Here is a 23,201-nt window from a genome sequence, read left to right as displayed (position 1 = left end):
GGCAACGCGACGGGCGCGAGCGGCAATTCCTTGCCGCCCGGCAACCGCCAGGCCGACGGCAAAGGCTCTGGAACGGGCGTCCCAGCCACTGGCACACGCCTTGCTGAGTAGCCGCGCACAAGGACTTCCTATGGATGGATTCAGCATGAGCCTCTTCGGCACCGGCCTCTCCGGCCTCGATCGCTCCAAACTGCAGGACATGACGCACAGGCTCAAACTCGTGCGTTATGGCGACGGTCGCCCGGTCCCCCCGCAAACCTCACAACCCACCGCCACCCTGCAGCCGAACCAGGCCAAGCCCACGCCCAAGGTCGACCAGGCCGCCGCCCAGCGCGAAGCCGCCTACGACGAAGCCTTCGCCCGCCTGCGCGTGGGCCTGCAGAGCGGCAGCGTGGAGGGCGGCACCTCGGCCAGCGGCGCCGACACGCTCACCAACGACGTCTACGCCGATGCCCAAAGCGCCGCCGCCAGCGTGAGCAAGCCCGCCCAAAGCGCCGCCGCCCAGGAATTCCATGACTACATGAACAAATCCGCCGGCGAGAAGATGCGCGACAAGATCCTCAAGGAACTGGGCCTGACCGAAGAAGAGATCGACGCCCTGCCGCCGGAGCAGCAGGAGCAGATCGAGAAGCAGATCGCCCAGCGCATGGCCGAGCTGGCGGCCATCCAGCAGGAAGAGGAACTGCGCAAACGCGGTGTCGACCTGGTCTCCCTCGACACCGAAGACCCGCGCCTGCGGGCGATGCTCGACCCCTCGACCCGCGCGGGGATGCTCGGCGCCTGACGCCGCGTTCCCTCGTCATCGCGGCGGCCCCGTAGGGGCGGATTCATCGGCGCTGTCTGCGTTCGCTATTGTGGATTCAACAAAAGGCTCAAGAAAGGTGCATTCAGGGCCTTTCTTGATTCCTGGCACGCCCACCGCATGGGTTTCGCTTCGCTCTACGCCATCCTACGAAAGCCGCCACCCACGACGCTCGCCAAGTGGTAATGCGCACATCAATGCAGAACGTTGAGCACCAATGTTGAAGCAGCCGCCAGGCGCCCCTTCGGGAGGCCGAGCGTAATCATCGTTTCAGGGGTTGAGCGACAGGGATGTCGCGAGAGCCGCGATGGGCCAGGGATGGCCCTTCGAGGCGTGCCCCTGGACGCCGCTTGCGGCGAACGCACTTCAGTGCGGCCCGAAGGGCGAGCGTAGCGAGTAACGATGATGGAGTGAGGGAAGTCTGGCGAAGCCAGACCCGTATGCAGGGGCAAGCTTTTTGGTTCCTTTTCACCGGGCTGGCGTTCCAGCGATTGGAAAAGGGACTCGCCGGGGGGCGAAACCAGAAACATCAGCAAAGCTCGGTAATCAGCTTCGCCAAACCTTCTAGCACCACATAACGCAGACAGAGCCAGTTCATTCGGGGTGGAGCATCCGGCCACACCGCCGCTGCCCGCTGCGGGCCTTTCCCGGCTGAAGCCGCTCCTACGGAGAGGGCGCCCGCCTCGCCAGCCTGACGTACGGCACCGTCAATTCCCGCCTGCGGCTTGGATCGGGCGCCGCACTCTGGAATGCTATGCAGCCTCCGACCCGTCTCCCGCAATGGTTTCAAGGCTCCCCACGTTCCCATGAAGATGCGTTTCGCCCTCCTCCTGCTCGCCGCCGCGCTCTGTGCCGGCTGCAGTTCCGGCTTCCAGCCACTCAAGGCCAAGCCCGTCGTCGCCACGCGCAACCGCCCGCTGCCGCCGGAAAACCCGGTGTACGGCGTGCCCAGCTATGAAGCGCCGATGGTGTGGGTCGCCGAAGACCCGGACGAGGTGAAGGGCAGCACGCGCAACGTCGAGCCACGCCCGGAACCCGCGCGGGAGATCCTCGCCCAGGCCATGCTCGCCGAAGAGATCGGCGACACCGAAACCCTCATGGCGCGCCTCCACGAGGCCGCCGATGCCGGCAACGCCCGCGCCCATTACGAGCTGGCCCGCCACTACCTGACCGGTGACGGCGTACCCGCCGACCAGGCCGCTGCGCTGGACCACCTGAGCCAGGCCGACGCCCTGGGCAGCGCCGAGGCCAGCCGGGTGCTGGCCTGGAACTACCTGCGCGGCACCGGGGTGCAGCAGGACGTGGAGTACGGCACCCGCCTGATGGAGAAGGCCGCGCGCACCAGCGACCGCGCCCTGCGTGAAATCAGCCTGCTCTACCTCAACACCTGCGAGCCCTACCTGAACGACCCGGAGCGCGGCCTGGCCCTGCTCAAGGTGGCCAGCGACGCCGGCGACAGCGTCTCCGCACCGCTCTACCAGCTCGCCCTGCGCCAGCAGCAGGGCCAGCCGATCGAAACCTCGGTGGCCCAGGCCCACGAACCGCTGCCGTGCCTGGCACCGAGCATCGCCGCGCCGGCCGAGCGCGACGCCACCGCCATCGCGCTGAACGCCGAGCCCGCCGAGAACGAGGCCGCCGCCGAAGCCACCAAGCTCGCCGCCCTCTCCGGCGACCTCGATGCCATGGTGCTGTACGCCGAGAAACTGCTCAGCGGCGAATACCCCTCCACCCAGCCGGAGCTGGAGGCGTACACCTGGTTCGCCGTCGCCGCCAGCCGTGGCAGTGGCCCCGCCGCCGAGCGCACCGCCAGCCTCGCGCCCATCCTGCAAAGCGCCGAGCAACGGCAACCGGGCCTGGTGGATTCGATGATCGCGGCGCTCGACAGCGCCATCCAGCCGCCCCGCCAGCACGTCCAGTAGCGGCTTGCCTACAGCCACGGGTGTCATCCGTTTCCCGACACCCGAGGCTTTTCCGTAAGACTTCAGGCGCTCGGTGGGAAGCGCCCGACAACAAATGTCGGATTGATCCGATTCCTACCGAACTGCACGCGGGTCGCGATACCCGCGTTCCCGCCGTCCCTACCATGTGCGCCGTACCGATTCCGCGAGCCCTGGTAGCAGATGCACAGACGAACCCTGATAGTCGACGACCACCCCATCACCCTGATCGGCCTGCGCGCCGTGCTGAGCCGTGAAAGCTCGCTGCAGATCGTCGGCGAGGCCCACAGCGCCGACGGCCTGCTCGAACAGCTCGCCACCCGCCCCTGCGAGCTGCTGGTCACCGACCTGATGATGCCGGACAGCCGCCAGGCGGACGGCCTGCGGCTGATCGAGCAACTGCGCCGGCACTACCCGCAACTGGCGATCATCGTCGTCACCATGCTCGACAACCCGGCCCTCGTTGCCTCGCTGCTCAAGCTCGGCATCCAGGGCCTGGTGAGCAAGCGCGGGTTGCTGGCCGACCTGCCCCGCGCCCTCCGCGCCAGCGCCAGGCGCCCGTTCGTCTCCGGCTCCCTGCAGCGCCTGATGCAGCTCGGCGAAGCCGCCCACGGCAAGCCCCTCGCGCAGATCGACGAACTCTCCCCGCGCGAGGTGGAAGTGCTGCGCCTGTACGGCAGCGGCCTGGCCATCAACGACATCGCCCAGCGCCTCTGCCGCAGCAAGCAGACCATCAGTGCGCAGAAGACCAGCGCCATGCGCAAGCTCGGCCTCGACACCAACGCCGCGCTGTACCTCTACATCCAGGAAAACGGCCTGGCCTGAGGACTGCCCCATGACCTTCTCCCTGCGCCTCCTCCTGCTGTTGGCCCTGCTCGCCGGCGGCGGTGTCCACGCCCGCGCCGAAGCGGCCCTGAGCTGCCCGCTGCACGCCACCGACCTCGTCCCCTGCGCACCCGGGCCGGCGTGGGGCCTTGGCGGCTGCCTCGGCCTGGATGCCGCCAGCTCCCCGGGGCCCGACTATGGCATCACCCTGCTCGACGACGGCCTCAACCTGCTGGAGACGCTGGAGCGTTCGGACATCGACTGGCGCGACCTGCCGCAGACCTTCTGGCACCTGCTGGTGCTGGTGGCGGTGGTGGTGATCCTCTCGCTGCTGTGGAACTGGCGCCTGCAACGCCAGATCCACCAGCGCCGCGCCGCGCAATGCCAGCTGAGCGACCAGCTGGCCTTCCAGTTCTCGCTGCTCAACGGGCAACCGACGCCCCTCTACGTGCGTGACCTGCAGGGCCGCCTGAGCAGTTGCAATCGCGCCTACGAGCAGTTCTTCGCCAGCTCACTCGAGGAGATGCGCGGCACCACGCCACGCCAGCAGGGCATGTGCCTGGCACTGGCCGACGCCCTCGAGAGCCGCCTGCAGGAGGTACTGCAAAGCCGTCAGTCGCGCTTCTTCGACAGCTGCACCGAGGAGAACGGCCGCCAGCGCCACCTCTACCAGTGGCAGGTGCCCTTCTACAGCGCCCGCGGCAAGCTGCTGGGCGTACTCGGCGGCTGGATAGACATCAGCGACCGCAAGGAACTGGAAACCCGCCTGCGCGACGCCCAGCGCCAGGCCCTGGACGCCAGCGCGGCCAAGAGCCGTTTCCTCGCCACCATGAGCCACGAGCTGCGCACGCCGCTCAACGCCCTGGTCGGCCTGCTGGAGCTGGAGAGCCACGCCCGGCCGGGCTCGGAGAACCTGCGCATCGCCCGCCAGTCCGCCGACGCCATGATCGACCTGGTGGGCGACATCCTCGACCTCGACCGCATCGAGAGCGGTCGCATGCAGCTGGCGCCCCGCCCCGTCGACCTGGCCGCGCTGCTGCGCGAGAGCCTGGAGCTGTTCGCCGCCCGCGCGCGCGAAAAGGGCCTGGCGCTGGAACTGGACTGCCCCTTGCCGGCCCACCGGCTGTACCGCGTCGACCCCCTGCGCCTGCGCCAGGTGCTGCACAACCTGCTGGCCAACGCCGTCAAGTTCAGCGGCCAGGGCACCGTCAGTCTCGCCGGCCGCCTGCGCGACACAGGGCCGACCAGCAGCCTGCTCACCCTGAGCGTGCGCGACGACGGCATCGGTATTCCCCGCGGCATGCTGGCACGGGTGTTCGAGCCCTACCGCCAGGCCGATGCCGAAGTCGCGCAGCTGCATGGTGGCTCCGGGCTCGGCCTGCACATCTGCCGCGAGCTGGTGCAGCTGATGGGCGGGCGCATCAACCTGGAAAGCGAACCCGGCCGGGGCTGCAACGTCACCCTGGAGATGAACCTCGAATGGCGCCCGGCGCCCTCCGCCCTGCACCGCGACGCGCCCGCCTCGGCCCGCACCGACACCCAGCCCCTGCACGTGCTGGTGGTCGACGACCTGTCCATCAACGCCCTGGTCCTGGAGCAGCAGCTGGCCAGCCTCGGCCACCGCGCCCGCGTGCTCACCGATGGCGCCTGCGCCCTCGCCGCCTGGGCCGAGGACGATTTCGACCTGCTGATCACCGACTGCAACATGCCGGGCATGGACGGCTACGCCCTGGCCCGCGCGGTGCGCCGCCTGGAGGACGAGAGCGGGCGCGCACCCCGGCGCATCATCGGCTACAGCGCCAGCGCCCTGGCCGACGAAGCGGAACGCTGCCGCGAGGCGGGCATGGACGAGCTGCTGGTCAAGCCCGTGACCCTGGAGCGCCTGGCCGCCGCCCTCGCCAGGCGCGGCCCCGTCGCAGCGCCGGTGCCGGCCACGGCCTTCGACCTCGGCCACCTGGAGCGCCTCGATGCCAGCCTGGTCGGGCGCCTGCTGGCCGAACTCGAGCGCAACCTGGAAGACGAACTGCAGCGCCTCGCCACGCCGCTGGCCAGCAACCGGCCTGACCTCATCGCCCAATGCGCCCACCGCCTCTCGGGCCTCGCCTGCACCATCGACGCCCCGGGCCTGATGCGCGCCTGCGACGCCCTGCGCCAGGCCGGCATCGACGCGCCCCGGTTGGCGCGCTGCCAGGCAGCACTGGTGGCCGAGCTGCAGCGCATCCTCCACGAGGCCCGCAGCCGCCGTCCGACCTGAACCCCGTCGACTGCGTCGTGCTCCTGACGCGTCACGATTGCCGCACGCCGGCCATTGCGGTAAACAGGAGCGCTTTCCCGCCGTTGTCGCCGTACCGATGAAAAACTGGATCGCCACCTTCTTCCGCATCGTCAGGGACGACAAGGGCCAGACCCAGGGGTACCCCATCCCCTGGGCCATCGAGCGCCCCAGCCTGCATGGCTTCCTCGCCGCCTTCGCCGACGCCCCCGGCGGCCTTCCGGACAGCGAGATCACCCTGCCCGACGAAGCCCCGCCCGCCACCGGCAACGAGCTGCGCTGGGCCCCGGGCGCCCTCGATGGCGTCCTCGGCCACCACGCCTCCGCCGACGACATCGACACCGCCGACGAGGTGATGGCCGCCCTGCTCGCCACCCTCGACGACCCGACCCGCCACATGGCCCGCCTCTACCAGTTGGTGGCCGATGGCAGCGTGCTCGGTTTCATCGACCAGTTGGTGGAGCGCCTGCAGCAGCGCCCCGGCCTGCCACGCGCACGGCTGCATGCCCTGGCCCTGTGGCTGGCACGCAGCAGCCCCGACCGCGGCGCGGTGAAGTTCGCCCTGGCCCTGCTCGGCGTGCTCGACAGCGGCAGCCAGCGCGAACTGTTCCTGACCTTCGGCCAGCACGAGGAATTCACCCTTTTCGCCACCATCGCCCTGGGCAACACCCTGGCGCCCCCGGAGCGCGAACGCGCCTGGTGGGCGCTGGCCCGCAAGGTCAAGGGCTGGGGTCGCATCCACCTGGTGGAGCGCCTCGCCCAGAACCCCTCGCCCGCCGTGCAGGACTGGCTGCTGCGCGAGGGCTACCAGAACGCGGTGATGGTGGAATACCTGGCCTACCCCTGCGCCGTGGGCGGCAACCTGCTGGCGGCGCTGAGCGGCCAGGACGTGGACGACGCCCTGCTCGACGGCGCCGTGGAAATGATCGAGGCACTGATCAACGGCGGCCCTGCCCAGGACATCAACGACTACGCCGACGGCGCCGAAGCGGTGCTGCGCCTGCTCGACCACCTGGCGCGCCGGCCGCCACGGCACCTGGGGCACTTCCTGGTGGTCGAGGGCATCCGCGACTTCGCCCGCGACCCCCACCAGGACTGGGAGCAGCTCGCCCAGCACGGCTGGACCGAGGCCTGCCGCGAGGACATCGCCCGCCGCGCCGACGCCATCCGCGAGAGCCCGCAGTGGCCGCACCTGGTGCACCAGGGCCTGGAAGAGGAGGACGAGCGCGCCTTCTGGCTCGCCGCCAGCGCCGCCGGGCACCTGGACATCGACCCCTGGGACGCCTGGTTCGAACGCCAGCGCAGCCAGCGCTCCTCGGCCTGGTACCAGTTGATGCAGACCAGCGACCCGCAACGGGCCGCCCGGGTCATCGAGCTGGCCCGCCAGCAGCTGGACCTGGCGCACATCGCCAGCGGCCCCGGCAGCGCCCTCGGCCTGGGCCCGGAATACCGCCAGCACAGCGCGCTGGACTTCATCCTCCAGGACCTTGGCCGCTTCCCCGTGCAGGGCTGGGACCTGGTCGCCACCGGCCTCGCCAGCCCGGTGGTGCGCAACCGCCACATGGCGCTCAAGACCCTCGCCGCCTGGGGTCGCAACCAGTGGCCGGCCGACACCCTGCAACTGCTGCGACGCACCCTCGACCGCGAACCCGAGCAGAGCGTGCGCGAGCGCATCGCCGAGTTGCTGCAACCGCAGCTGGTGGAAGCGCCACGCCCGCCCGAATAAGCCCGGCGGCGCTGCACACGGCGGCGTCCGCCCGACCTCCCGTGGGATGGCGTAGAGCGAGCGAAACCCATGCGATGGGCGTTCTGGAGGCCCGGCATCGCTCCAGACAACGCTCTTGGGCCTTTGCATTTCATCCACGACAGCTAACCCAGGCACCGCCTTGCAAATTGCCCAGGCCATGGCGGCCTCTTCATGCGTTTTGCACGAGCGTCCACGCTGCGCTTATAGCCAATCGCTTGATTCTGCTGGGCTCGCGCCGGATGCCCTCCTGGCACGCCGGCTGCAATGGACTGCAGGCTGACGACAAGAAGGAGGCCCAGCCCATGTTCACCGCCATCAAGGAAATCTACGAAGCGTTCCCCGACCATAGCGTCGCCATCACCCCGCGCAGCGACGGCAAGTGGCTGCTGACCCTGAGCAAGGGCGGCGTCCAGGAGCTGAGCCGCGAGTTCGAGGGCGAGGCGGCCTTCAGCCAGCGGCGCATCCGCTGCCTGATCCGCGAAGTGGCCGAGGAGATGCTGCTGGTGGCCTGCGTGGATGCCATGAGCAAGCAGCGCAACCTGGGCGAACTCCATGGCTTCATCGGCTCGCCACTGCAACTGGGCAACGCCGCACGCGGCATGGAACGGCGCGGGCTGTCGCGCTGACCGCCAGCGCCAGCGGCGGCACCCAGGCGGGGCCCGCAAGGGCCCGGCGCCAGGGCATGGGGTAGCGAACCCGGAGATCAGGGCAACGACGAAGACGGATTGCGGGGCGTAAAGCCGATCCGTATAGTTGCCACTAATTCTCATTCGCGAACGAGCGCATCCCGCGCCGGACACCCCGCTCTCGATGCCGTCGACCAACGCCCCCTTCCACGATTTCTACCTGAGCCATTCCGCCTGGCTGCTGGGTTTTCTGCGCCGTCGCCTGGGCAGCGGCTTCGATGCCGCCGACCTGATGCAGGACACCTTCCTGCGCGTGCTGCTGCGGCCCCGTACCTTCGACGGCGCCACGGGTGAGCGCTCCTACCTGGCCACCATCGCCCGGGGCCTGTGCATCGACCACTGGCGGCGCCGGCAGCTGGAGCAGGACTGGCTCGAGGCCATGGCCGCCCGCCCGGAACCGCTGCAAGCCTCCCCCGAGCAGCAGGCGCTGATCATCGAGACCCTGCATGAAGTCGACGCCATGCTCCTGCGCCTGCCGCACAAGGTGCGCCGCGCCTTCCTCATGGCCCAGCTGGACGACATGCCCTACCGCGAGATCGCCCTGGCGATCGGCGTCTCCGAACGCATGGTGAAGAAGTACCTGGCCCAGGCCTTCCTCCACTGCGCGGTACTGGAGGCAGAGCTCGACGGCCTGCTGGTGGAATGAGCGGCATGGCCAGCCCGGAACGCACCCTCAGCCACGCCAGCCTGCAACAGGCCGCCAACTGGTACGTGCTGCTCCACGACGACGCCCCCAGCGCGCAGCTGCGGGCGCAGTGGCAGGCCTGGCTCGACCAGCAACCCGAACACCGCGATGCCTGGCGCTACGTCGAGCGGGTCGGCCAGCGCTTCGCCCCGCTGCAAGCCGGCGGCGAGCGCGAGCTGGCCAGCCGCATGCTCCGCGACGACCCACGCCGCATCAGCCGCCGCCAGGGCCTCAAGACCCTGCTGGTGCTGGGCGCCGGCTCGCTGCTCGGCTGGGGCACCTGGCGCACCACGCCGCTGCCGCGCCTGGTGGCCGGCTGGTCGGCGGACTTCGTCACCGGCACCGGCGAAACTCGCGAAACCCTGCTGGCCGACGGCAGCCACCTGTGGCTGCGCGCGCAGAGCGCCGTGGACGCCGCCTTCGACACCGAACAGCGCCTGCTGCGGCTGCGCTTCGGCGAAGTGCTGATCGACACCGCCAAGGATGCCGCGCGCCCCTTCCTGCTGGAGAACCAGCACGGCCGCCTGCGCGCCCTCGGCACGCGCTTCGGGGTGCGCCAGGACGACGGCCTCACCCGCCTCAGCGTCTACCAGGGCGCGGTGGAAGTGCGCACCGCCGACAGCGGCCAGCTCAGCGTCATCGAGGCCGGCCAGCGGGTCGACTTCGACGGCCTGTCCCTCGGCACCCCGGCCCCGGTGCAACGGGCCGGCGAATCCTGGACCCGCCAGGTACTGGTGGCCGACGACATGCCACTGGGCGAGCTGATCACCGCCCTCGCCCGCTACCGCCACGGTCACCTCGGCTGCCACCCGGCGGTCGCCCAACTGCCGGTGATGGGCGCCTTCCCCCTGGGCGACACCGAGCAGGCGCTGGAACTGCTCAGCGCCGCCCTGCCCATCCGCGTGCACCGCCTCACCGACTGGTGGCTCAGCGTCGAGCCCGCCTGAACACCCCGCTGAACCCGTCACGCCGACGCCCCGGAAAATAATTTTCAGCGAGCGGTTCCCTTTTCCATTTCTCGTTCGGTTCAACCAGACAACAACGCCATCCGCCACCGAACATTTCCAGGGGACACCATGCACTTGCTCGCCAACCCGACCCTCCGTTTCGCCCTGCGGCCGCTCGCGCTCGCCATCCCGGTCACCCTGCTCGGCGCCGCGCAACTGGCCCTGCCCGCCTCGATGGCTCAGGCCGAAACCGCGCAACAGGGTGTCGCCGAGCGTCAGTACGACATCGCCCCGGGCCCCCTGGTTGCCTCGCTCAACGAATTCAGCAGCCAGGCCGGCATCTACCTCGCCGGCCACAACAGCCTGGCCGCCGGCAAGACCAGCGCCGGCCTGCACGGCCGCTACAGCGTCGCCCAGGGCCTCGCCCTGCTGCTGCAGGACAGCGGCCTGCGCGCCATCGACCAGGGCAACGGCGGCTACGTCCTGCAGCCGGCCCCCCAGGACGGCGTGATGCAACTGGACCCGACCTCCATCGTCGGCGCCGGCCTCGCCAGCGGCCCGGGCCAGGCCGACCGTGGCTACCGCGCCGAAGTCAGCAGTACCGCCGGCAAGACCGCCACCGCCCTGGCCGACACGCCGCGCTCGGTGTCCGTGGTCACCCGCCAGCGCATGGAAGACCAGAAGTCCCAGACCCTCACCGAAGTGCTCGGCTACGTGCCCGGCATCTTCGCGCCGCCCTTCGCCGCCGGTGACGGCCAGGCCGGCGACCTGTTCTTCGTCCGTGGCTTCAACGCCACCGACTGGGGCTACGGCCTGCTCCGCGACGGCCTGCGCGTGCAGGGCAACCGCTACGACACCAGCAGCGAGCCCTACGGCCTGGAGCGCGTCGAAGTGTTCCGCGGCCCGACCTCGATCCTCTACGGCGAGAACGCCCCGGGTGGCGTGGTCAACATGGTCAGCAAGCGCCCCACCGCCAACCCGCGCGGCGAGGTCGAATTCACCTACGGCAGCAACAACCGCCGCCAGTTGGGCATCGACGTCTCCGGCCCGCTGAGCGAAGGCGACAACGTCCTCGGCCGCCTGGTGATGCTGGGCCGCAACGCCGACAGCCAGGTCGACGGCCAGCCGGATGATCGCCTCTACATCGCCCCGTCCATGACCCTCAACCTCAGCGACGCCACCTCGCTGACGCTGCTGTCGACCTACCAGCGCGACCGCACCCTGATGGAGCTGGGCTACCCCGCCGCCGGCACCCTGCTGCGCAACCCCAACGGCAAGATCGACAAGGACACCCTGCTCGGCCACCCCGACTGGGACAAGTTCGAGCGCGAAACCTGGACCCTGGGCTACGAGTTCTCCCACCAGCTCAACGACACCTGGCAGTTCCGCCAGAACTCGCGCTACATGCAGTCGCGCATCGACCGCCACGAGATGTGGCCCGGCAACCTCAACGCCGGCGGCTTCGGCACCACCCTCGCCTACACCGCCTACGACCGCACCAACAAATCCATCGCCTACTCCCTGGACAACCAGTTCGAAGGCCACTTCGCCAGCGGCGACTTCGACCACACGGTGCTGCTCGGCGCCAGCCTCGACCGCACCTCGTTCAACCAGAACTGGGATGCCGGCGCCGGTGGCCAGATCAACGTCTTCAACCCGGTCTGGACCAGCACCCCGACCACCCCGGTGCACATCCAGAACGCCCAGCTCGACCAGTCGATGTACGCCGCCTACAGCCAGCTGCAGACCCGCTACGACAACTGGGTGCTGCTGCTCGGTGGCCGCCTCGACCGGGTCAACAGCCAGTACCGCAACAAGCCCGGCACCACCAACGCCGCCGCCGGCCTCGACTACTGGGACACCGACTTCACCTGGCAGGCCGGCCTGATGTACCAGTTCGACAACGGCCTCTCGCCCTACGTCAGCTACTCCACGGCCTTCGCCCCGACCCAGCAGACCTCCAGCCGCTCCGGCCCCCTGGACCCGACCACCGCCGAGCAGTACGAAGCCGGCATCAAGTACGAGCCCAAGGGCTGGAACACCTCCTTCACCGCCTCCGTCTACGACCTGCGCAAGACCGATGACGTGATCTTCGACAGCGCCGCCAACGACTACCGCCAGGTGGGCGAGAGCCGCGCCAAGGGCGTGGAGCTGGAACTCAACAGCGACGTCACCGAGAACATCAACCTCACCGCCGCCTACACCTACACCGACTCGCGCATCACCAAGGACGCCCAGGGCTCGCTGCTCGAAGACCACCAGATGACCGGCGTACCGCGCAACCAGGCCTCGGCCTGGGCCAGCTACCGCTTCCTCGACGGCGCCCTCAAGGGCCTGCGCATCGGCGGTGGCGTGCGCCACTTCGACAGCACCTTCGCCTACACCGCGCCCTCGCTCTACGGCCGCCTGAACACCGGCGACGTCACCCTGCTGGACGCCGCCGTCGGCTACACCATCAACGACAACTGGTCCGCCGAGGTGAACGCCAAGAACCTCCTCGACAAGGAATACGTCGCCGGCTGCAACAACGCCGGGCGCTGCTACTGGGGCGAAGAACGCAGCCTGCTGGGCTCGGTCTCCTTCCACTGGTAAGCGGACCACCCAAGCCACCACGCCGACCGATGCGTAGGGTGGACGACGCTCTTTTCGTCCACCGAACGGTGCCACCAGGGAGCACGGAGCCAGGGCAGCCCTGCGGACTGCTTGGCGACTGAAGTCGCCCCTATAAATGATTGCCGCCTGGAAGCGCGGAGCCTGTAGGTCGGCGATCAATTCCGAGCCGCCCCCTTGCCGGCGAACGATGGCCCATGCCAGGATTCGCGCCATGAACAACTTCCCGAGCAACCGCATCCATCATCACGGCACCCCTTCCGGGCGCCGTGATTGCTCATGCCCGTTGCAAGCCGACTGAACCGGCTGCGATGGACACGCAAAGGCGCCCAAGGGCGCCTTTTTTCATGCTTGTAGAAAACCAGAGAGGAACCAGAAATGACCATGCTACGAGGAACCCGGATCATCACCGGCGAAGAAGCCAAAACCATGCGCGAGATCGAGGGCCGCTTCCGGAGCTGGCTTCATCGACGCCGGGGCTGAGGAAGCGATAGTCCCCGCGCTGTGGGGCCAGGACACCTTCATCGAGAAGACCGGCGGCAGCGAGATCATGGGCCAGATGTGGACCTTCGACGACAAGGCCGGGCGCCCCTGCTGCCTGATCCCCGAAGCCACCGCGCTGTTCCAGGAGCGCAGCGCCCTCCTGCTGGCCGGGCGCCGGGAAGCCACCTTCTTCTACGCCGCGCGCTGCTACCGCTACGAGCGCCCCCAGGCCCTGCGCTACCGCGAATTCACCCAGCTGGGCGTCGAGGTGCTCGGCGACCCCGAGCGCGGCCTGGCCTGCAGCCAGGCACTTTGCATCGGCTTCCTCGACTCGCTCGGGCTGGCGTATGAGCTGGACCTGCGCGCCAACCGCGGGCTGACCTACTACCTGGGTGGCCAGGGCTTCGAAGTGCGCTGCCCGGTGCTCGAGAACCAGCGCCAGGTGGTAGGCGGCGGCGCCTATGCCGAAGGCGCCGGCTTCGGTATCGGGCTCGAACGCCTGGCCATGGCGCTGGCTCTGCAGCGTGGCCGGGAAACACCCACCTCTTCGTAGGTTGGACTGAGGCACGAAGCCCAACGTTGTACGGCTGAACATCGCTGCGTTGGGCCTCGCTGCGCTCGGCGCCAACCTACGGTGCCGTACTCACCCAAACCCCCATGCCGCCCCATGCGTAGGGTGGACGACGCTCTTTTCGTCCACCAGACGGTGCCACCGGGGAGCGCAGAGCCAGGGCAGCCCTGCGGCCTGCTTGGCGACTGAAGTCGCCCCTACCGCCGTATGCGGAATGCCTTGGGCGACTGCCCCGTGCCGCGCTTGAAGAAGCGCGAGAAGTAGGCCGGTTCGGAGAAGCCCAGGCTGTCGGAGACCTGGTTGATGGTCATGGCCGTGTACACCAGGCTGCGCTTGGCCTCCAGCAGCAGGCGCGCGCTGATCATCTGCAACGCCGATTGCCCGGCCAGGCGCCGGCACAGGGCGTTGAGGTGGGCGGCGCTGATGCCGAGGGCGGCGGCGTACCAGTCGATGGGGCGGTGCTCGCGGTAATGGGCTTCGAGCAGGCGGGTGAAGCGCTGCAGGTGCTCGCGTCCCCGGTCCTGCACCGGCGCCTCGGCGCGGGACAGGTCCAGCGAGCGGCGCCCCACCCACACCAGCAGCGCGCTGATCAGCGATTGCAGCATCAGCTCGCGCCCCGGTGCCTGCTCGGCGTATTCCTGGGCCAGGGATTCGAACAGCGCATCCAGGTAGCGCTTCTGCCCCGCCACCGGGTAGCAGGCGGCGCGGGCCAGCGGCGGCTCGTCGAGGGCTGCGCCGAGCTGCTCCACCAGCGGCAGCGCCAGGCTCAGCACATGGCCCCGGATGTCCTCCGAGAAACGGAAGCCGTGCACGCAGAGCGCCGGCACCACCTGCAGCGCGGCCACATCCACGCGGTTGACCACGCCCTCCACCTCCAGCTCCGCCTTGCCGCCCTGCACGTAGAGCAGCTGCACCAACTCGCCATGGCGATGGGGGCGGATGTCCCAGTCGTGCAGGGCGCTGCGCGCGGGAATCGACTCGCAATGGATCAGGTCCGGCGTCGGCCAGGCGTCGGTCTCGCCATAGAGACGGAACACCGGGACCGGGGAATGCTGCGACATGAAAGCCTCGGAAAGTCCATGAAACCAACTGGATAGTGCCTTCAAAGGCACCCGCCATCCACCAAAAATACAGAGGATCACAACAACAATGGGCCAGGCGACGTGCCGACCGAGGCCCCCATGAGGACAACAACAATGAAGACTCGCATCGCCATCATCGGCGCCGGCCCCTCCGGCCTCCTGCTCGGCCAGCTGCTGCACAAGGCCGGTATCGACACCGTCATCCTCGAACGCCAATCCGCCGACCACGTGCTGGGCCGCATCCGTGCCGGCGTGCTCGAACAAGGCATGGTCGAGCTGCTGCGCGAAGCCGGCGTCAGCGCGCGCATGGACCGCGAAGGGCTGGTCCACGACGGTTTCGAACTGGCCTTCGACGGCCGCCGCGAACGCATCGATCTCAAGGGGCTCACCGGCCGCACGGTGATGATCTACGGCCAGACCGAAGTCACCCGTGACCTGATGGAGGCCCGCCAGGCCTGCGGCGCGCCGACCTTCTACAGCGCCACCGACGTCGCCCTGCACGGCCTGCAGGGCGACAACCCCTACGTCACCTTCAGCCATGGCGGCGAGGTGCACCGCCTGGACTGCGACTACATCGCCGGCTGCGACGGCTTCCACGGCGTGGCGCGCAGATCCATCCCCGCCGGCGTGCTCAGGGAATTCGAACGGGTCTACCCCTTCGGCTGGCTCGGCGTGCTGGCCGACACCCCGCCAGTGGCCGAGGAGCTGATCTACGCCGCCCACGAACGCGGCTTCGCCCTGTGCAGCATGCGCTCGCCGACCCGCACCCGGTACTACGTGCAGGTGGGCATTGAAGAGCGGGTGGAGGACTGGTCCGACGCGCGCTTCTGGGAAGAACTCAAGCGCCGCCTGCCGGCCGAGACGGCCGCGAGCCTGGTGACCGGGCCTGCCATCGAGAAGAGCATCGCGCCCCTGCGCAGCTTCGTGGTGGAGCCCATGCAGCACGGCCGGCTGTTCCTGGTGGGCGATGCCGCGCACATCGTCCCACCCACCGGCGCCAAGGGCCTGAACCTCGCCGCCAGCGACGTCAGCACCCTCTATCGCATCCTCCTGGCCGTGTACCGCGAAGGCCGCCACGCACTCACCGCGCGCTACTCGGAGATCTGCCTGAAACGCATCTGGAAGGCCGAACGCTTCTCCTGGTGGATGACCTCGATGCTGCACCGTTTCCCCGACACCGACGCCTTCAGCCGGCGCATGCAGCAGGCCGAGCTGGACTACTTCGTCGGCTCCGAGGCCGGGCGCACCAGCATCGCCGAGAACTACGTGGGGTTGCCCTATGAGCCGGTGGAGTAAACAGCGAGCGGGTTTACAGGCCGTTGAAAAACGTAGGCGAGGCAGCCGATGCAAGGCGAAAACGGCCGAAAAAGCGCAGTTTACGTGGGGTAAATGAGCATTTTGATCGGACTCGCGCACGAGGGCGTTTTCAACGCTGCAGCGGCAACGCAGCTAGTTTTTCAACAGCCTGTTAGCGTTTCTCTACGGTGATAGGGATGGCGCGGAGCCGATAGGCATCGACAATGGCCTTCGCCTCCGCCTTCGACAGCACATCGAGCTGCGCCTGGCGCAGGGTCTCCTCGGAGCTGTACATCGAACGCAGCAGCACCAGCCGGTACACGTCCATGCGCTCCTCGGAGCGGCTGCAGCGGCTGGCGCAGAACTGGCGATAGACCCGCGCCATCTCCTCGAAGATGACCAGGTTGGCCTCGGGGTCGGCGTCGCGCTTGTAGAGGTCCACCGCCCGCTCGTAGCTGATGCCGTCGATGGGCTCGAACACCTGCGTCACCGCACGGATGCGCGCCAGCAATGGCGCCGGCAGTTGCTCGTGCACGCGGTCGTTGAGGCGCACGCTGTCGGGGTCGACCGTCTGGGCCGCCGCCACCGGGCCGCTGATGAGGAGTGCCAGGCAGGTGCAGAGAAATGGCTTGAAGCACATGGGAAAGGTCCGTCTCTCGGGGAGCGTCATCCTAGCGCGCGAAGCCCGGCGCCGCACCGGTTCGCCGTCCAGCGGTGGCAACGCCCTGTGAGGCTCCTGCAAGCACCCGGCCCCGGTTGACGTTGCCGAGGGGCCGGCGGCAGGATGGCGCCACCCCGGCCGCCACCGATGCGGTCGTCACGACAAGTACAAGAATGAAACGCAAGATCCCTGCCCTCAACGCCCTCAAGGCCTTCGAGATCGCCGGCAGCACCGGCAGCTTCACCCGCGCCGCCGAGCAGCTCAACGTCACCCAGAGTGCGGTCAGCCGCCAGGTGCGCCAGCTGGAAGAGCAGATCGGCGAAGCGCTGCTGATACGTCGCCACCACCACCTGGAACTCACCCGCGCGGGGCGCAAGCTGCTGGACGCGCTGAACCAGTCCTTCGACCGCATCGAGCTGGCGGTGCGTGCCATCCAGCAGAAGAGCCACCTCAACCGCCTGCGCGTCAACGCCCCGCCGACCTTCACCAGCCGCTGGCTGCTGCCGCGCCTGGGTCGCCTGCGCGAGCAGCACCCGGAGCTGGAGCTGAGCATCACCACGCGGCTGCAGGACAGCCTGGCCGAGACCGGCACCCTGGATTGCGCCATCCGCTTCGGCAACGGCGAGTGGGAGCAGCTGGACGCCACCCTGTTGATGCAGGAGCGCCATATCGCCGTGTGCTCGCCGGGGCTGCTGGCCAGCGTGCAGGGCAACGGCGAGGCGCCGGACCTGGAGCGCATGACGCTGCTGCACGTGCTGGCCAGCGAGGACCGCCGCTACCAGACCTGGCAGCACTGGCTGGACGCCGCCGGAATCCGCGGCGTGGACACCCGCGGCGGCTATGAATTCGACCTGCTGGACCTGGCCATACGCGCCGCCCTGGACGGCCTCGGCATCACCATCGCCGACTGGCACATGGTCACCCGCGAGCTCGCGGCGGGCCAGCTCACCCAGGTGCTCAACGTGCACGTCGAAGGCCACCAGTCGTACTGGCTGGTGACCCGCCCGGAGCAGGCCGAGTCGGCCGCTCTGCGCACCTTCCAGGCCTGGTTGCAGCAGGAGGTGTGGCTGTCCACTCGCAACCTGGCGCCCTCCACCGCCGCAGGTGAAGAGAATGCGTGAACTGCCGTCGCTCAACGCCCTGCGGGTGTTCGAGGAAGTGGCCCGCCACAGCAGCTTCAGCCGCGCGGCCCTGGCGCTGAACGTGACCCAGGGCGCGGTGAGCCGGCAGATCAGGCAGCTGGAGGACTACCTCGGCGTGGCGCTGTTCGTGCGCACGCCCCAGGGGCTGGGAATGACCCCGGCCGGCAGCGCCCTGGTGCCCGGCCTCACCGATGCCTTCGACCGCATGCAACAGGCCCTGCGCGAGGTGCGGGTGCCCAACCTGCGCCAGCGCCTGCGCATCCTCGCCCCGCCCACCTACGCCACGCGCTGGCTGTCGCCCCGGCTCAAGGGCTTTCACAAGCGCTACCCGGACATCGCCCTGAACGTGCGCAACGACGCCGGGCCGGAAAGCCCCAGCGAAATCGACTGCCGCATCCGCTTCGGCAAGGCACCGGCCCAGGGCTGGCACAGCCGCCTGCTGCTGTTGGAACGGCACCTGGCCGTCGCCGCGCCGGAGCTGTTCGAAGCAGGCCGGCCGCCGGTGCTGGCGGCCCACCCGCTGCTGCACATCCTCCATGAGGGCAAGCACCTGCAGGTGTGGGAGAACTGGCTGGAAGCCACGGGAAGCGACGCTGTCGACCCCAGCCAGGGGCTGGAATTCAGCACCCTCGACCAGGTGATCCACGCCGCGCTGGCCGGCGGCGGGCTGGCGGTGATCGACCGGCGCATGATCGAGTACGAACTGGCCACCGGGCAGTTGCTGCCCATCAGCCCGGTGGAGGTGGAAGGCCCCTATGGCTACTGGCTGGACGTGCCCGCGAGCAGCCAGGGGCTGTCCAAGGTGAGCGTGTTCTGCGAGTGGATCGAGGCACAGAGCGCCACCCAGGCCCCGGGCTGACGCCCGGCTACGGTGTGGTTCGCTCCCGTAGCGCGGACTTCAGTCCGGGGGCTCGGCTCAAGGCCGCTAGGCGGTCTTTGCCACGCGCCCGAGCGTGCCGCCCTCCTCGTCCGGCGCACCGGCCTCCGTCAGGGACAGCGCCTTGGTCTCCGGCGCCCAGGCCATGGACACCAGGGCACCGAACACCAGCACCCCGGCCAGCAGCGCCATGGTGGCGTTGAGGCCGATGCCCGCCACGCTCACCGGCAACAGGAAGGTGCTGATGGCCGAGCCCAGTCGGCTGGCCGCCGTGGCCAGGCCGACCCCACTGGCGCGCACCTCGGTGGGGAAGCTTTCCGCCGGGAACACCCCCACCAGGTTGCTCACCGCCGACAGCACCAGGGTGAACAGCCCGAACAGCGCCACCAGCGCCCAGGCCATGCTGCCGGGCAGGATCGCCAGCAGGAGCAGCGTCACGGCCAGGAGCCAGAAGGAGCCGATGAGGAAGCCGCGCCGGGAGAACTTCAGCGTGCAGCCGATGCCCGCCACGGCCCCCAGTACCAGCAGGGCGTTGAGCATCATCTCGGTGTCCATGCCCTCGGCCAGCCCCATCTTCGCCAGGATGGTGGGCAGGAAGGTGTAGATGGCGAAGTACGGCATCACGATGCAGATGAAGAACAGGCAGTTGAAGGCCGTGCGGGTGCGGTACTCGCGGCTGAACAGCACCGCGTAGCCGCTGCGGTTGCGCTGGGGACGCTCGTCGTCCAGCACCACGTTGGCCCCGATGTGCTTGCGCACGATGGCCCGCGCCTCTTCCACCCGGCCCCGGTTCACCAGCCAGCGCGGCGACTCCGGGGTGCCGATGCGGGCGATGAGGATGATGGCCGCCGGAATCGACGAGGACGCCAGCATCCAGCGCCAGGCGTCATCCCCCAGGCTCAGCATGGCGGTGCCGATGAAGGTGGCGGCGACATAGCCGAAGGTCCAGATCACGCTGAAAGACCCCAGCAGCACGCCGCGATGCTTCCTCGGCGCGAACTCCGCCAGCAGGGTGTGGCCGACGCTGTAGTCGCCACCCAGGCCGATGCCGATCAGCACCCGCAGGAGGAACAGCTGCAGCGCCGTCTCGGCATCGAACTGCAGCACCGAGGCCAGGGTGATCAGCACGAAACTGACGACGAAGATCTTCTGCCGGCCGACGTAGTCGGAGATCCAGCCGAAGAACAGGCTGCCGAGGAACAGGCCGATCAGCGCCGAGGCGCCGATCAGCCCCTGCCAGAACGGATCGAGCTGCATCTGCGGGCTGATCAGGGTGAAGGCGATGCCGATCAGGCCGAGGATGTAGCCGTCGGTGAAGTGCGCGCCGAAGGTGAGGCCGGCGATACGGATGTGGAAGCGCCCGAGGGGCGCGTCGTCCAGCTTGATGGTGGGTGACATGGTGAGCTCCCTTTTGTTTTTGTTCGCCGTAGCGTTGGGAACAGGGCTCCATGTGGAGCCCCGGATTGACGATCGAGCGGGCCGTGAAAGCCCCCGGTTCAAACGACCGCGAGCCCTCCCATCAGGAGGTACTTGATCTCCAGGTAATCCTCGATGCCGTACTTCGAGCCTTCGCGGCCCAGGCCGGATTCCTTGATGCCGCCGAAGGGCGCCACCTCGGTGGAGATGATCCCCTCGTTGATGCCGACCATCCCCGCTTCCAGCCCTTCGGCCACGCGCCAGACCCGGCCGATGTCGCGGCTGTAGAAGTAGGCGGACAGGCCGTAGGGGGTGTCGTTGGCCTGGGCCAGCACCTCGGCCTCGTCCTTGAAGCGGAAGCAGGCCGCCACCGGGCCGAAGGTTTCCTCGCGGGCGATGAGCATCTGCGGGGTCGCCTCGGCCAGCACGGTGGGCTCGAAGAAGGTGCCGCCCAGGGCATGGCGACGACCGCCGCACAGCAACCGGGCGCCCTTCTCCAGCGCATCGCCCAGGTGCTGCTCGACCTTGGCCAGGGCGGCCGTGTTGATCAGCGGGCCCTGGTCGCTCTCGCCCTCCAGCGCGGCCCCCACGCGCAAGGCGCGCACGGCATCGGCCAGCTTGGCGGTGAAGGCCTCGTAGACCCCTTCCTGGATGTAGAAGCGGTTGACGCAGACGCAGGTCTGCCCGGTGTTGCGGAACTTGGAGGCCATGGCCCCGCACACCGCCGCGTCCAGGTCGGCGTCGTCGAAGACGATGAAGGGCGCGTTGCCGCCCAGCTCCAGGGAGACCTTCTTCAGGGTGTCGGCCGCCTGGCGCATCAGCAGCTTGCCGATGGCCGTGGAGCCGGTGAACGACAGCTTGCGCACCACCGGTGAAGCCTGCAGCGCGCTGCCGATGGCCGGGGCATCGCCGGACACGATGTTGAACACCCCGGCGGGAATCCCCGCCTCTTCCGCCAGTACTGCCAGCGCAAAGGCCGAGAGCGGCGTCTCTTCGGACGGCTTGAGGATCAGCGTGCAGCCGGCTGCCAGGGCCGGGCCGACCTTGCGGGTGACCATCGCCAGGGGGAAGTTCCAGGGCGTGATGGCAGCAACCACGCCGATGGGCTCCTTGGTGACGACGATGCGGGCATCCGCCTTGTGGCTGGGGATGACATCGCCATAGACGCGCCTGGCCTCCTCGGCGAACCATTCAAGGAAGCTCGCCGCATAGACCACCTCGCCCATCGCCTCGGCCAGGGGCTTGCCCTGCTCGCGGCTGAGCAGCTCCGCCAGCTCGCGCTGGTGGGCCAGCATCAGTTCGGCCCAGCGTCGCAGCGGCTGGCTGCGGGCCTTGGCGGTGAGCCCGCGCCAGGCCGGCAGCGCCCTTTGGGCGGCGGCGATGGCCTGGTCGGTTTCCGCCACCCCGGCCTTCGCCACCTCGGCGATCAGCGTGCCGTCCGCCGGGTTGCGTACCGGGTAGCGCGGGCCGTCTTCCAACCAGCAGCCGTCGATGTAGTGTCCCTTGCGCAGCAGCCGGCTCATGCGGTGGCCTCCTTGAGGGTGAAGGCCGCTCCGGCCGGGCGCGGAACACGCAGGATGCGCTTTCCGGCGGTGTAGTCGTTGATCAGGTCGCAGGGCGTGTAGTTGCGCTCCAGCTCGTGCAGCTCATCCGCATCCAGGCGCGTTTCCAGGGCCGCCAGGGCGCTGTCGAACTGCTCGGTGGAGTCCGCCCCCACCAGCATGCAATCCACCCCCGGATGGTTGAGGACCCAGGCCTGGGCGACCTGGGCGTTGGACACGCCACGCCGCCGCGCCACCCGCTGCACCGAACGGGCGATCTCGAAGGAGGCTTCATCGGCGTACATCTGCTGGGTGAAGAAGTCGGTCTGGTTGCGGGTGGACTGCACATCGCCGGTCAGCAGGCCACGGGCCAGCGGGCTGAACACCGAGACGCCCAGGCCCTGGTCGCGGCAGAAGGGGATCATCTCCCGCTCTTCCTCGCGGTAGGCGCAGTTGAGCTGCAGCTGCATGTTGATGGGCCTGACCCAGCCATTGCGCTCGCAGGCCATGAGGATCTTCGCCAGTTGGCCGGTGAGCATGGTGGACACGCCGATGTAGCGCGCCTTGCCGGCTTTGACGATGTCGTGCAGGGCTTCCATCGTCTCTTCCACGGGGGTGTTCACGTCGAAGAAATGCAGCATGTAGAGGTCGACGTGATCCATGCCCAGGCGCGTCAGGGAGGCGTCGATGCTGTCCATGATGTGCTTGCGCGAATGGCCGCTGGCGTTGATCCCCTCGCGGGTGCCGTAGCCCACCTTGGTGGTGACCACGATGTCCTCGCGACGCACCAGGCGCTTGAGGATGCGCCCCACCACCTCCTCGCCGACACCGGCGGAGTAGAAGTCCGCCAGGTCGATGAAGTTCACGCCCTTGTCCAGGGCATGGCGGACGATGGGCTCGCTCTGGCGCTCGTCGAAGATCCAGGGTTTCCACTGCGGCGTGCCCATGTTCATGGTGCCGAGGCAGAGCTTGGACACCTGCAGGCCGGACTGGCCGAGACGGACGTACTGCATGGCGGCCTCCTCAGGCTTTCGGGGTGTAGAAGGGGTTGGCGATGGCGCCCACAACATCGGCCAGCTGGGCCCGGGAGGGCAACCCGGCCAGCGCCGCCTTCAGCGCCGTGCGGCAGGCGTTGTAGTTGTTGCGGTACACCGCATCCAGGTCGTCACAGGCGGGGTTCACCCAGTTGGCGGTGACGATGGCCCATTCGTCCTCGGCCTCCGGCGGCAGGGTGCCGTCCAGCAGGGCCTCGGTGATGGCCTTGGCGATGCCCGCCTGGGAGGCGCCCCAGGTGGCGTTGGCGTGCAGGTCGCCGCTGATCTCGGCCTTGTTCACGTACAGGGTCATGGGTTTGACCGGCACGTTGGGCTGGGCGATGACCATGAAGGGGCAGTGGCCCTGGCTGGGGGACGCCAGGCTGTTGGCGAAGGCCTGGCCGGCCGGGCCGTTGCGCGGGCCGATCAGCAGGTTGATGTGGGCGGCGTTGACGCCGGGGCCTTCGAAGCCCTCGCCGATGTAGAGGTCGAGCTGTTTCATGGGGTCATCCTCAGAGCTTGCAAAAAAGTCGGGTAGCTGCCGTGACCCACCGCTGTGGCCGGCTTGCGCCGGAGCGGCTGGGGGC

Annotated in this window: 19 protein-coding genes; 13 read left to right on the top strand and 6 right to left on the bottom strand. The window is 68.9% G+C overall.

All coding sequences use genetic code 11. The features are described from left to right. The first annotated feature begins 130 nt into the window (after window positions 1-130). The 10 genes from DMX10_RS27750 (at window position 131) to DMX10_RS27700 (ending at window position 13,547) form a co-directional block, all read left to right on the top strand. Window positions 131-784, top strand: a complete 654-nt coding sequence (locus tag DMX10_RS27750; protein WP_111264124.1) for a hypothetical protein — start codon at window positions 131-133, stop codon at window positions 782-784. A gap of 824 nt (window positions 785-1,608) precedes the next feature. After that, complete coding sequence (locus DMX10_RS27740; RefSeq protein WP_158545632.1) at window positions 1,609-2,721, top strand: tetratricopeptide repeat protein; 1,113 nt, start codon at window positions 1,609-1,611, stop codon at window positions 2,719-2,721. A 201-nt stretch (window positions 2,722-2,922) separates the two neighbouring features. Then, window positions 2,923-3,564: a response regulator gene (locus DMX10_RS27735; protein WP_111264121.1), complete on the top strand. Its 642-nt coding sequence runs from the start codon at window positions 2,923-2,925 to the stop codon at window positions 3,562-3,564. 10 nt (window positions 3,565-3,574) lie between these two features. Next, entirely contained in the window at window positions 3,575-5,818 is a 2,244-nt protein-coding gene (locus DMX10_RS27730) for an ATP-binding protein (RefSeq protein WP_218281344.1), read from the top strand. 97 nt (window positions 5,819-5,915) lie between these two features. After that, window positions 5,916-7,562, top strand: a complete 1,647-nt coding sequence (locus DMX10_RS27725) for a hypothetical protein (RefSeq protein WP_111264120.1) — start codon at window positions 5,916-5,918, stop codon at window positions 7,560-7,562. 323 nt (window positions 7,563-7,885) lie between these two features. Further along, window positions 7,886-8,209, top strand: coding sequence for a hypothetical protein (locus tag DMX10_RS33480; RefSeq protein WP_146603068.1), 324 nt, complete (start codon window positions 7,886-7,888; stop codon window positions 8,207-8,209). A gap of 184 nt (window positions 8,210-8,393) precedes the next feature. Next, the gene (locus DMX10_RS27715) at window positions 8,394-8,915 is read left to right on the top strand and encodes a sigma-70 family RNA polymerase sigma factor (RefSeq protein WP_021220946.1); all 522 of its coding nucleotides are present in this window, start codon (window positions 8,394-8,396) and stop codon (window positions 8,913-8,915) included. A gap of 5 nt (window positions 8,916-8,920) precedes the next feature. Beyond that, on the top strand, window positions 8,921-9,901 hold the full coding sequence (locus DMX10_RS27710) for a FecR domain-containing protein (protein ID WP_111264128.1): 981 nt from the start codon (window positions 8,921-8,923) through the stop codon (window positions 9,899-9,901). Window positions 9,902-10,030: 129 nt separating this feature from the next. Beyond that, window positions 10,031-12,493 (top strand): TonB-dependent siderophore receptor, encoded by a 2,463-nt coding sequence (locus DMX10_RS27705; protein WP_371921733.1) that lies wholly within the window; start codon window positions 10,031-10,033, stop codon window positions 12,491-12,493. 484 nt (window positions 12,494-12,977) lie between these two features. Continuing rightward, entirely contained in the window at window positions 12,978-13,547 is a 570-nt protein-coding gene (locus DMX10_RS27700) for an ATP phosphoribosyltransferase regulatory subunit (RefSeq protein WP_111264118.1), read from the top strand. 215 nt (window positions 13,548-13,762) lie between these two features. Here the strand turns inward: DMX10_RS27700 and DMX10_RS27695 are convergent, their stop codons facing one another. Further along, complete coding sequence (locus DMX10_RS27695) at window positions 13,763-14,626, bottom strand: helix-turn-helix domain-containing protein (protein WP_111264117.1); 864 nt, start codon at window positions 14,624-14,626, stop codon at window positions 13,763-13,765. A gap of 135 nt (window positions 14,627-14,761) precedes the next feature. Between DMX10_RS27695 and pobA the strand changes: the two genes are divergently transcribed. Then, window positions 14,762-15,943, top strand: a complete 1,182-nt coding sequence (gene pobA, locus DMX10_RS27690; RefSeq protein ID WP_111264116.1) for a 4-hydroxybenzoate 3-monooxygenase — start codon at window positions 14,762-14,764, stop codon at window positions 15,941-15,943. Window positions 15,944-16,115: 172 nt separating this feature from the next. Here the strand turns inward: pobA and DMX10_RS27685 are convergent, their stop codons facing one another. Further along, window positions 16,116-16,583 carry a hypothetical protein gene (locus DMX10_RS27685; RefSeq protein ID WP_111264115.1) on the bottom strand — a complete coding sequence of 156 codons (468 nt, stop codon included), beginning with the start codon at window positions 16,581-16,583 and terminating at the stop codon, window positions 16,116-16,118. A 194-nt stretch (window positions 16,584-16,777) separates the two neighbouring features. On the opposite strand from DMX10_RS27685, the gene DMX10_RS27680 reads away from it, so the two are divergent. Together DMX10_RS27680 and DMX10_RS27675 are read left to right on the top strand one after the other, a co-directional pair. Next, on the top strand, window positions 16,778-17,725 hold the full coding sequence (locus DMX10_RS27680; RefSeq protein ID WP_111264114.1) for a LysR substrate-binding domain-containing protein: 948 nt from the start codon (window positions 16,778-16,780) through the stop codon (window positions 17,723-17,725). After that, window positions 17,718-18,605 carry a LysR substrate-binding domain-containing protein gene (locus DMX10_RS27675; RefSeq protein WP_111264113.1) on the top strand — a complete coding sequence of 296 codons (888 nt, stop codon included), beginning with the start codon at window positions 17,718-17,720 and terminating at the stop codon, window positions 18,603-18,605. Before DMX10_RS27680 ends, DMX10_RS27675 begins: the two co-directional genes overlap by 8 nt. 66 nt (window positions 18,606-18,671) lie before the next feature. Here the strand turns inward: DMX10_RS27675 and DMX10_RS27670 are convergent, their stop codons facing one another. The 4 genes from DMX10_RS27670 to fae all read right to left on the bottom strand — a co-directional run bounded on the left by DMX10_RS27670 (window position 18,672) and on the right by fae (window position 23,116). Further along, entirely contained in the window at window positions 18,672-20,021 is a 1,350-nt protein-coding gene (locus DMX10_RS27670) for an MFS transporter (RefSeq protein WP_111264112.1), read from the bottom strand. Window positions 20,022-20,119: 98 nt separating this feature from the next. Further along, the gene (locus tag DMX10_RS27665) at window positions 20,120-21,562 is read right to left on the bottom strand and encodes an NAD-dependent succinate-semialdehyde dehydrogenase (protein WP_111264111.1); all 1,443 of its coding nucleotides are present in this window, start codon (window positions 21,560-21,562) and stop codon (window positions 20,120-20,122) included. Beyond that, window positions 21,559-22,593: an aldo/keto reductase gene (locus DMX10_RS27660; RefSeq protein ID WP_111264110.1), complete on the bottom strand. Its 1,035-nt coding sequence runs from the start codon at window positions 22,591-22,593 to the stop codon at window positions 21,559-21,561. Before DMX10_RS27660 ends, DMX10_RS27665 begins: the two co-directional genes overlap by 4 nt. Window positions 22,594-22,603: 10 nt before the next feature. Next, window positions 22,604-23,116, bottom strand: a complete 513-nt coding sequence (gene fae, locus DMX10_RS27655; protein ID WP_111264109.1) for a formaldehyde-activating enzyme — start codon at window positions 23,114-23,116, stop codon at window positions 22,604-22,606. Window positions 23,117-23,201: the final 85 nt, after the last annotated feature.

Origin of the sequence: Pseudomonas sp. 57B-090624 (assembly GCF_003234055.1) — a bacterium.
GTDB classification, from domain to species: domain Bacteria; phylum Pseudomonadota; class Gammaproteobacteria; order Pseudomonadales; family Pseudomonadaceae; genus Metapseudomonas; species Metapseudomonas tohonis.
The sequence above is the reverse complement of the archived record's forward strand: the minus strand, read 5'-3'. Positions and strand labels throughout refer to the sequence as shown.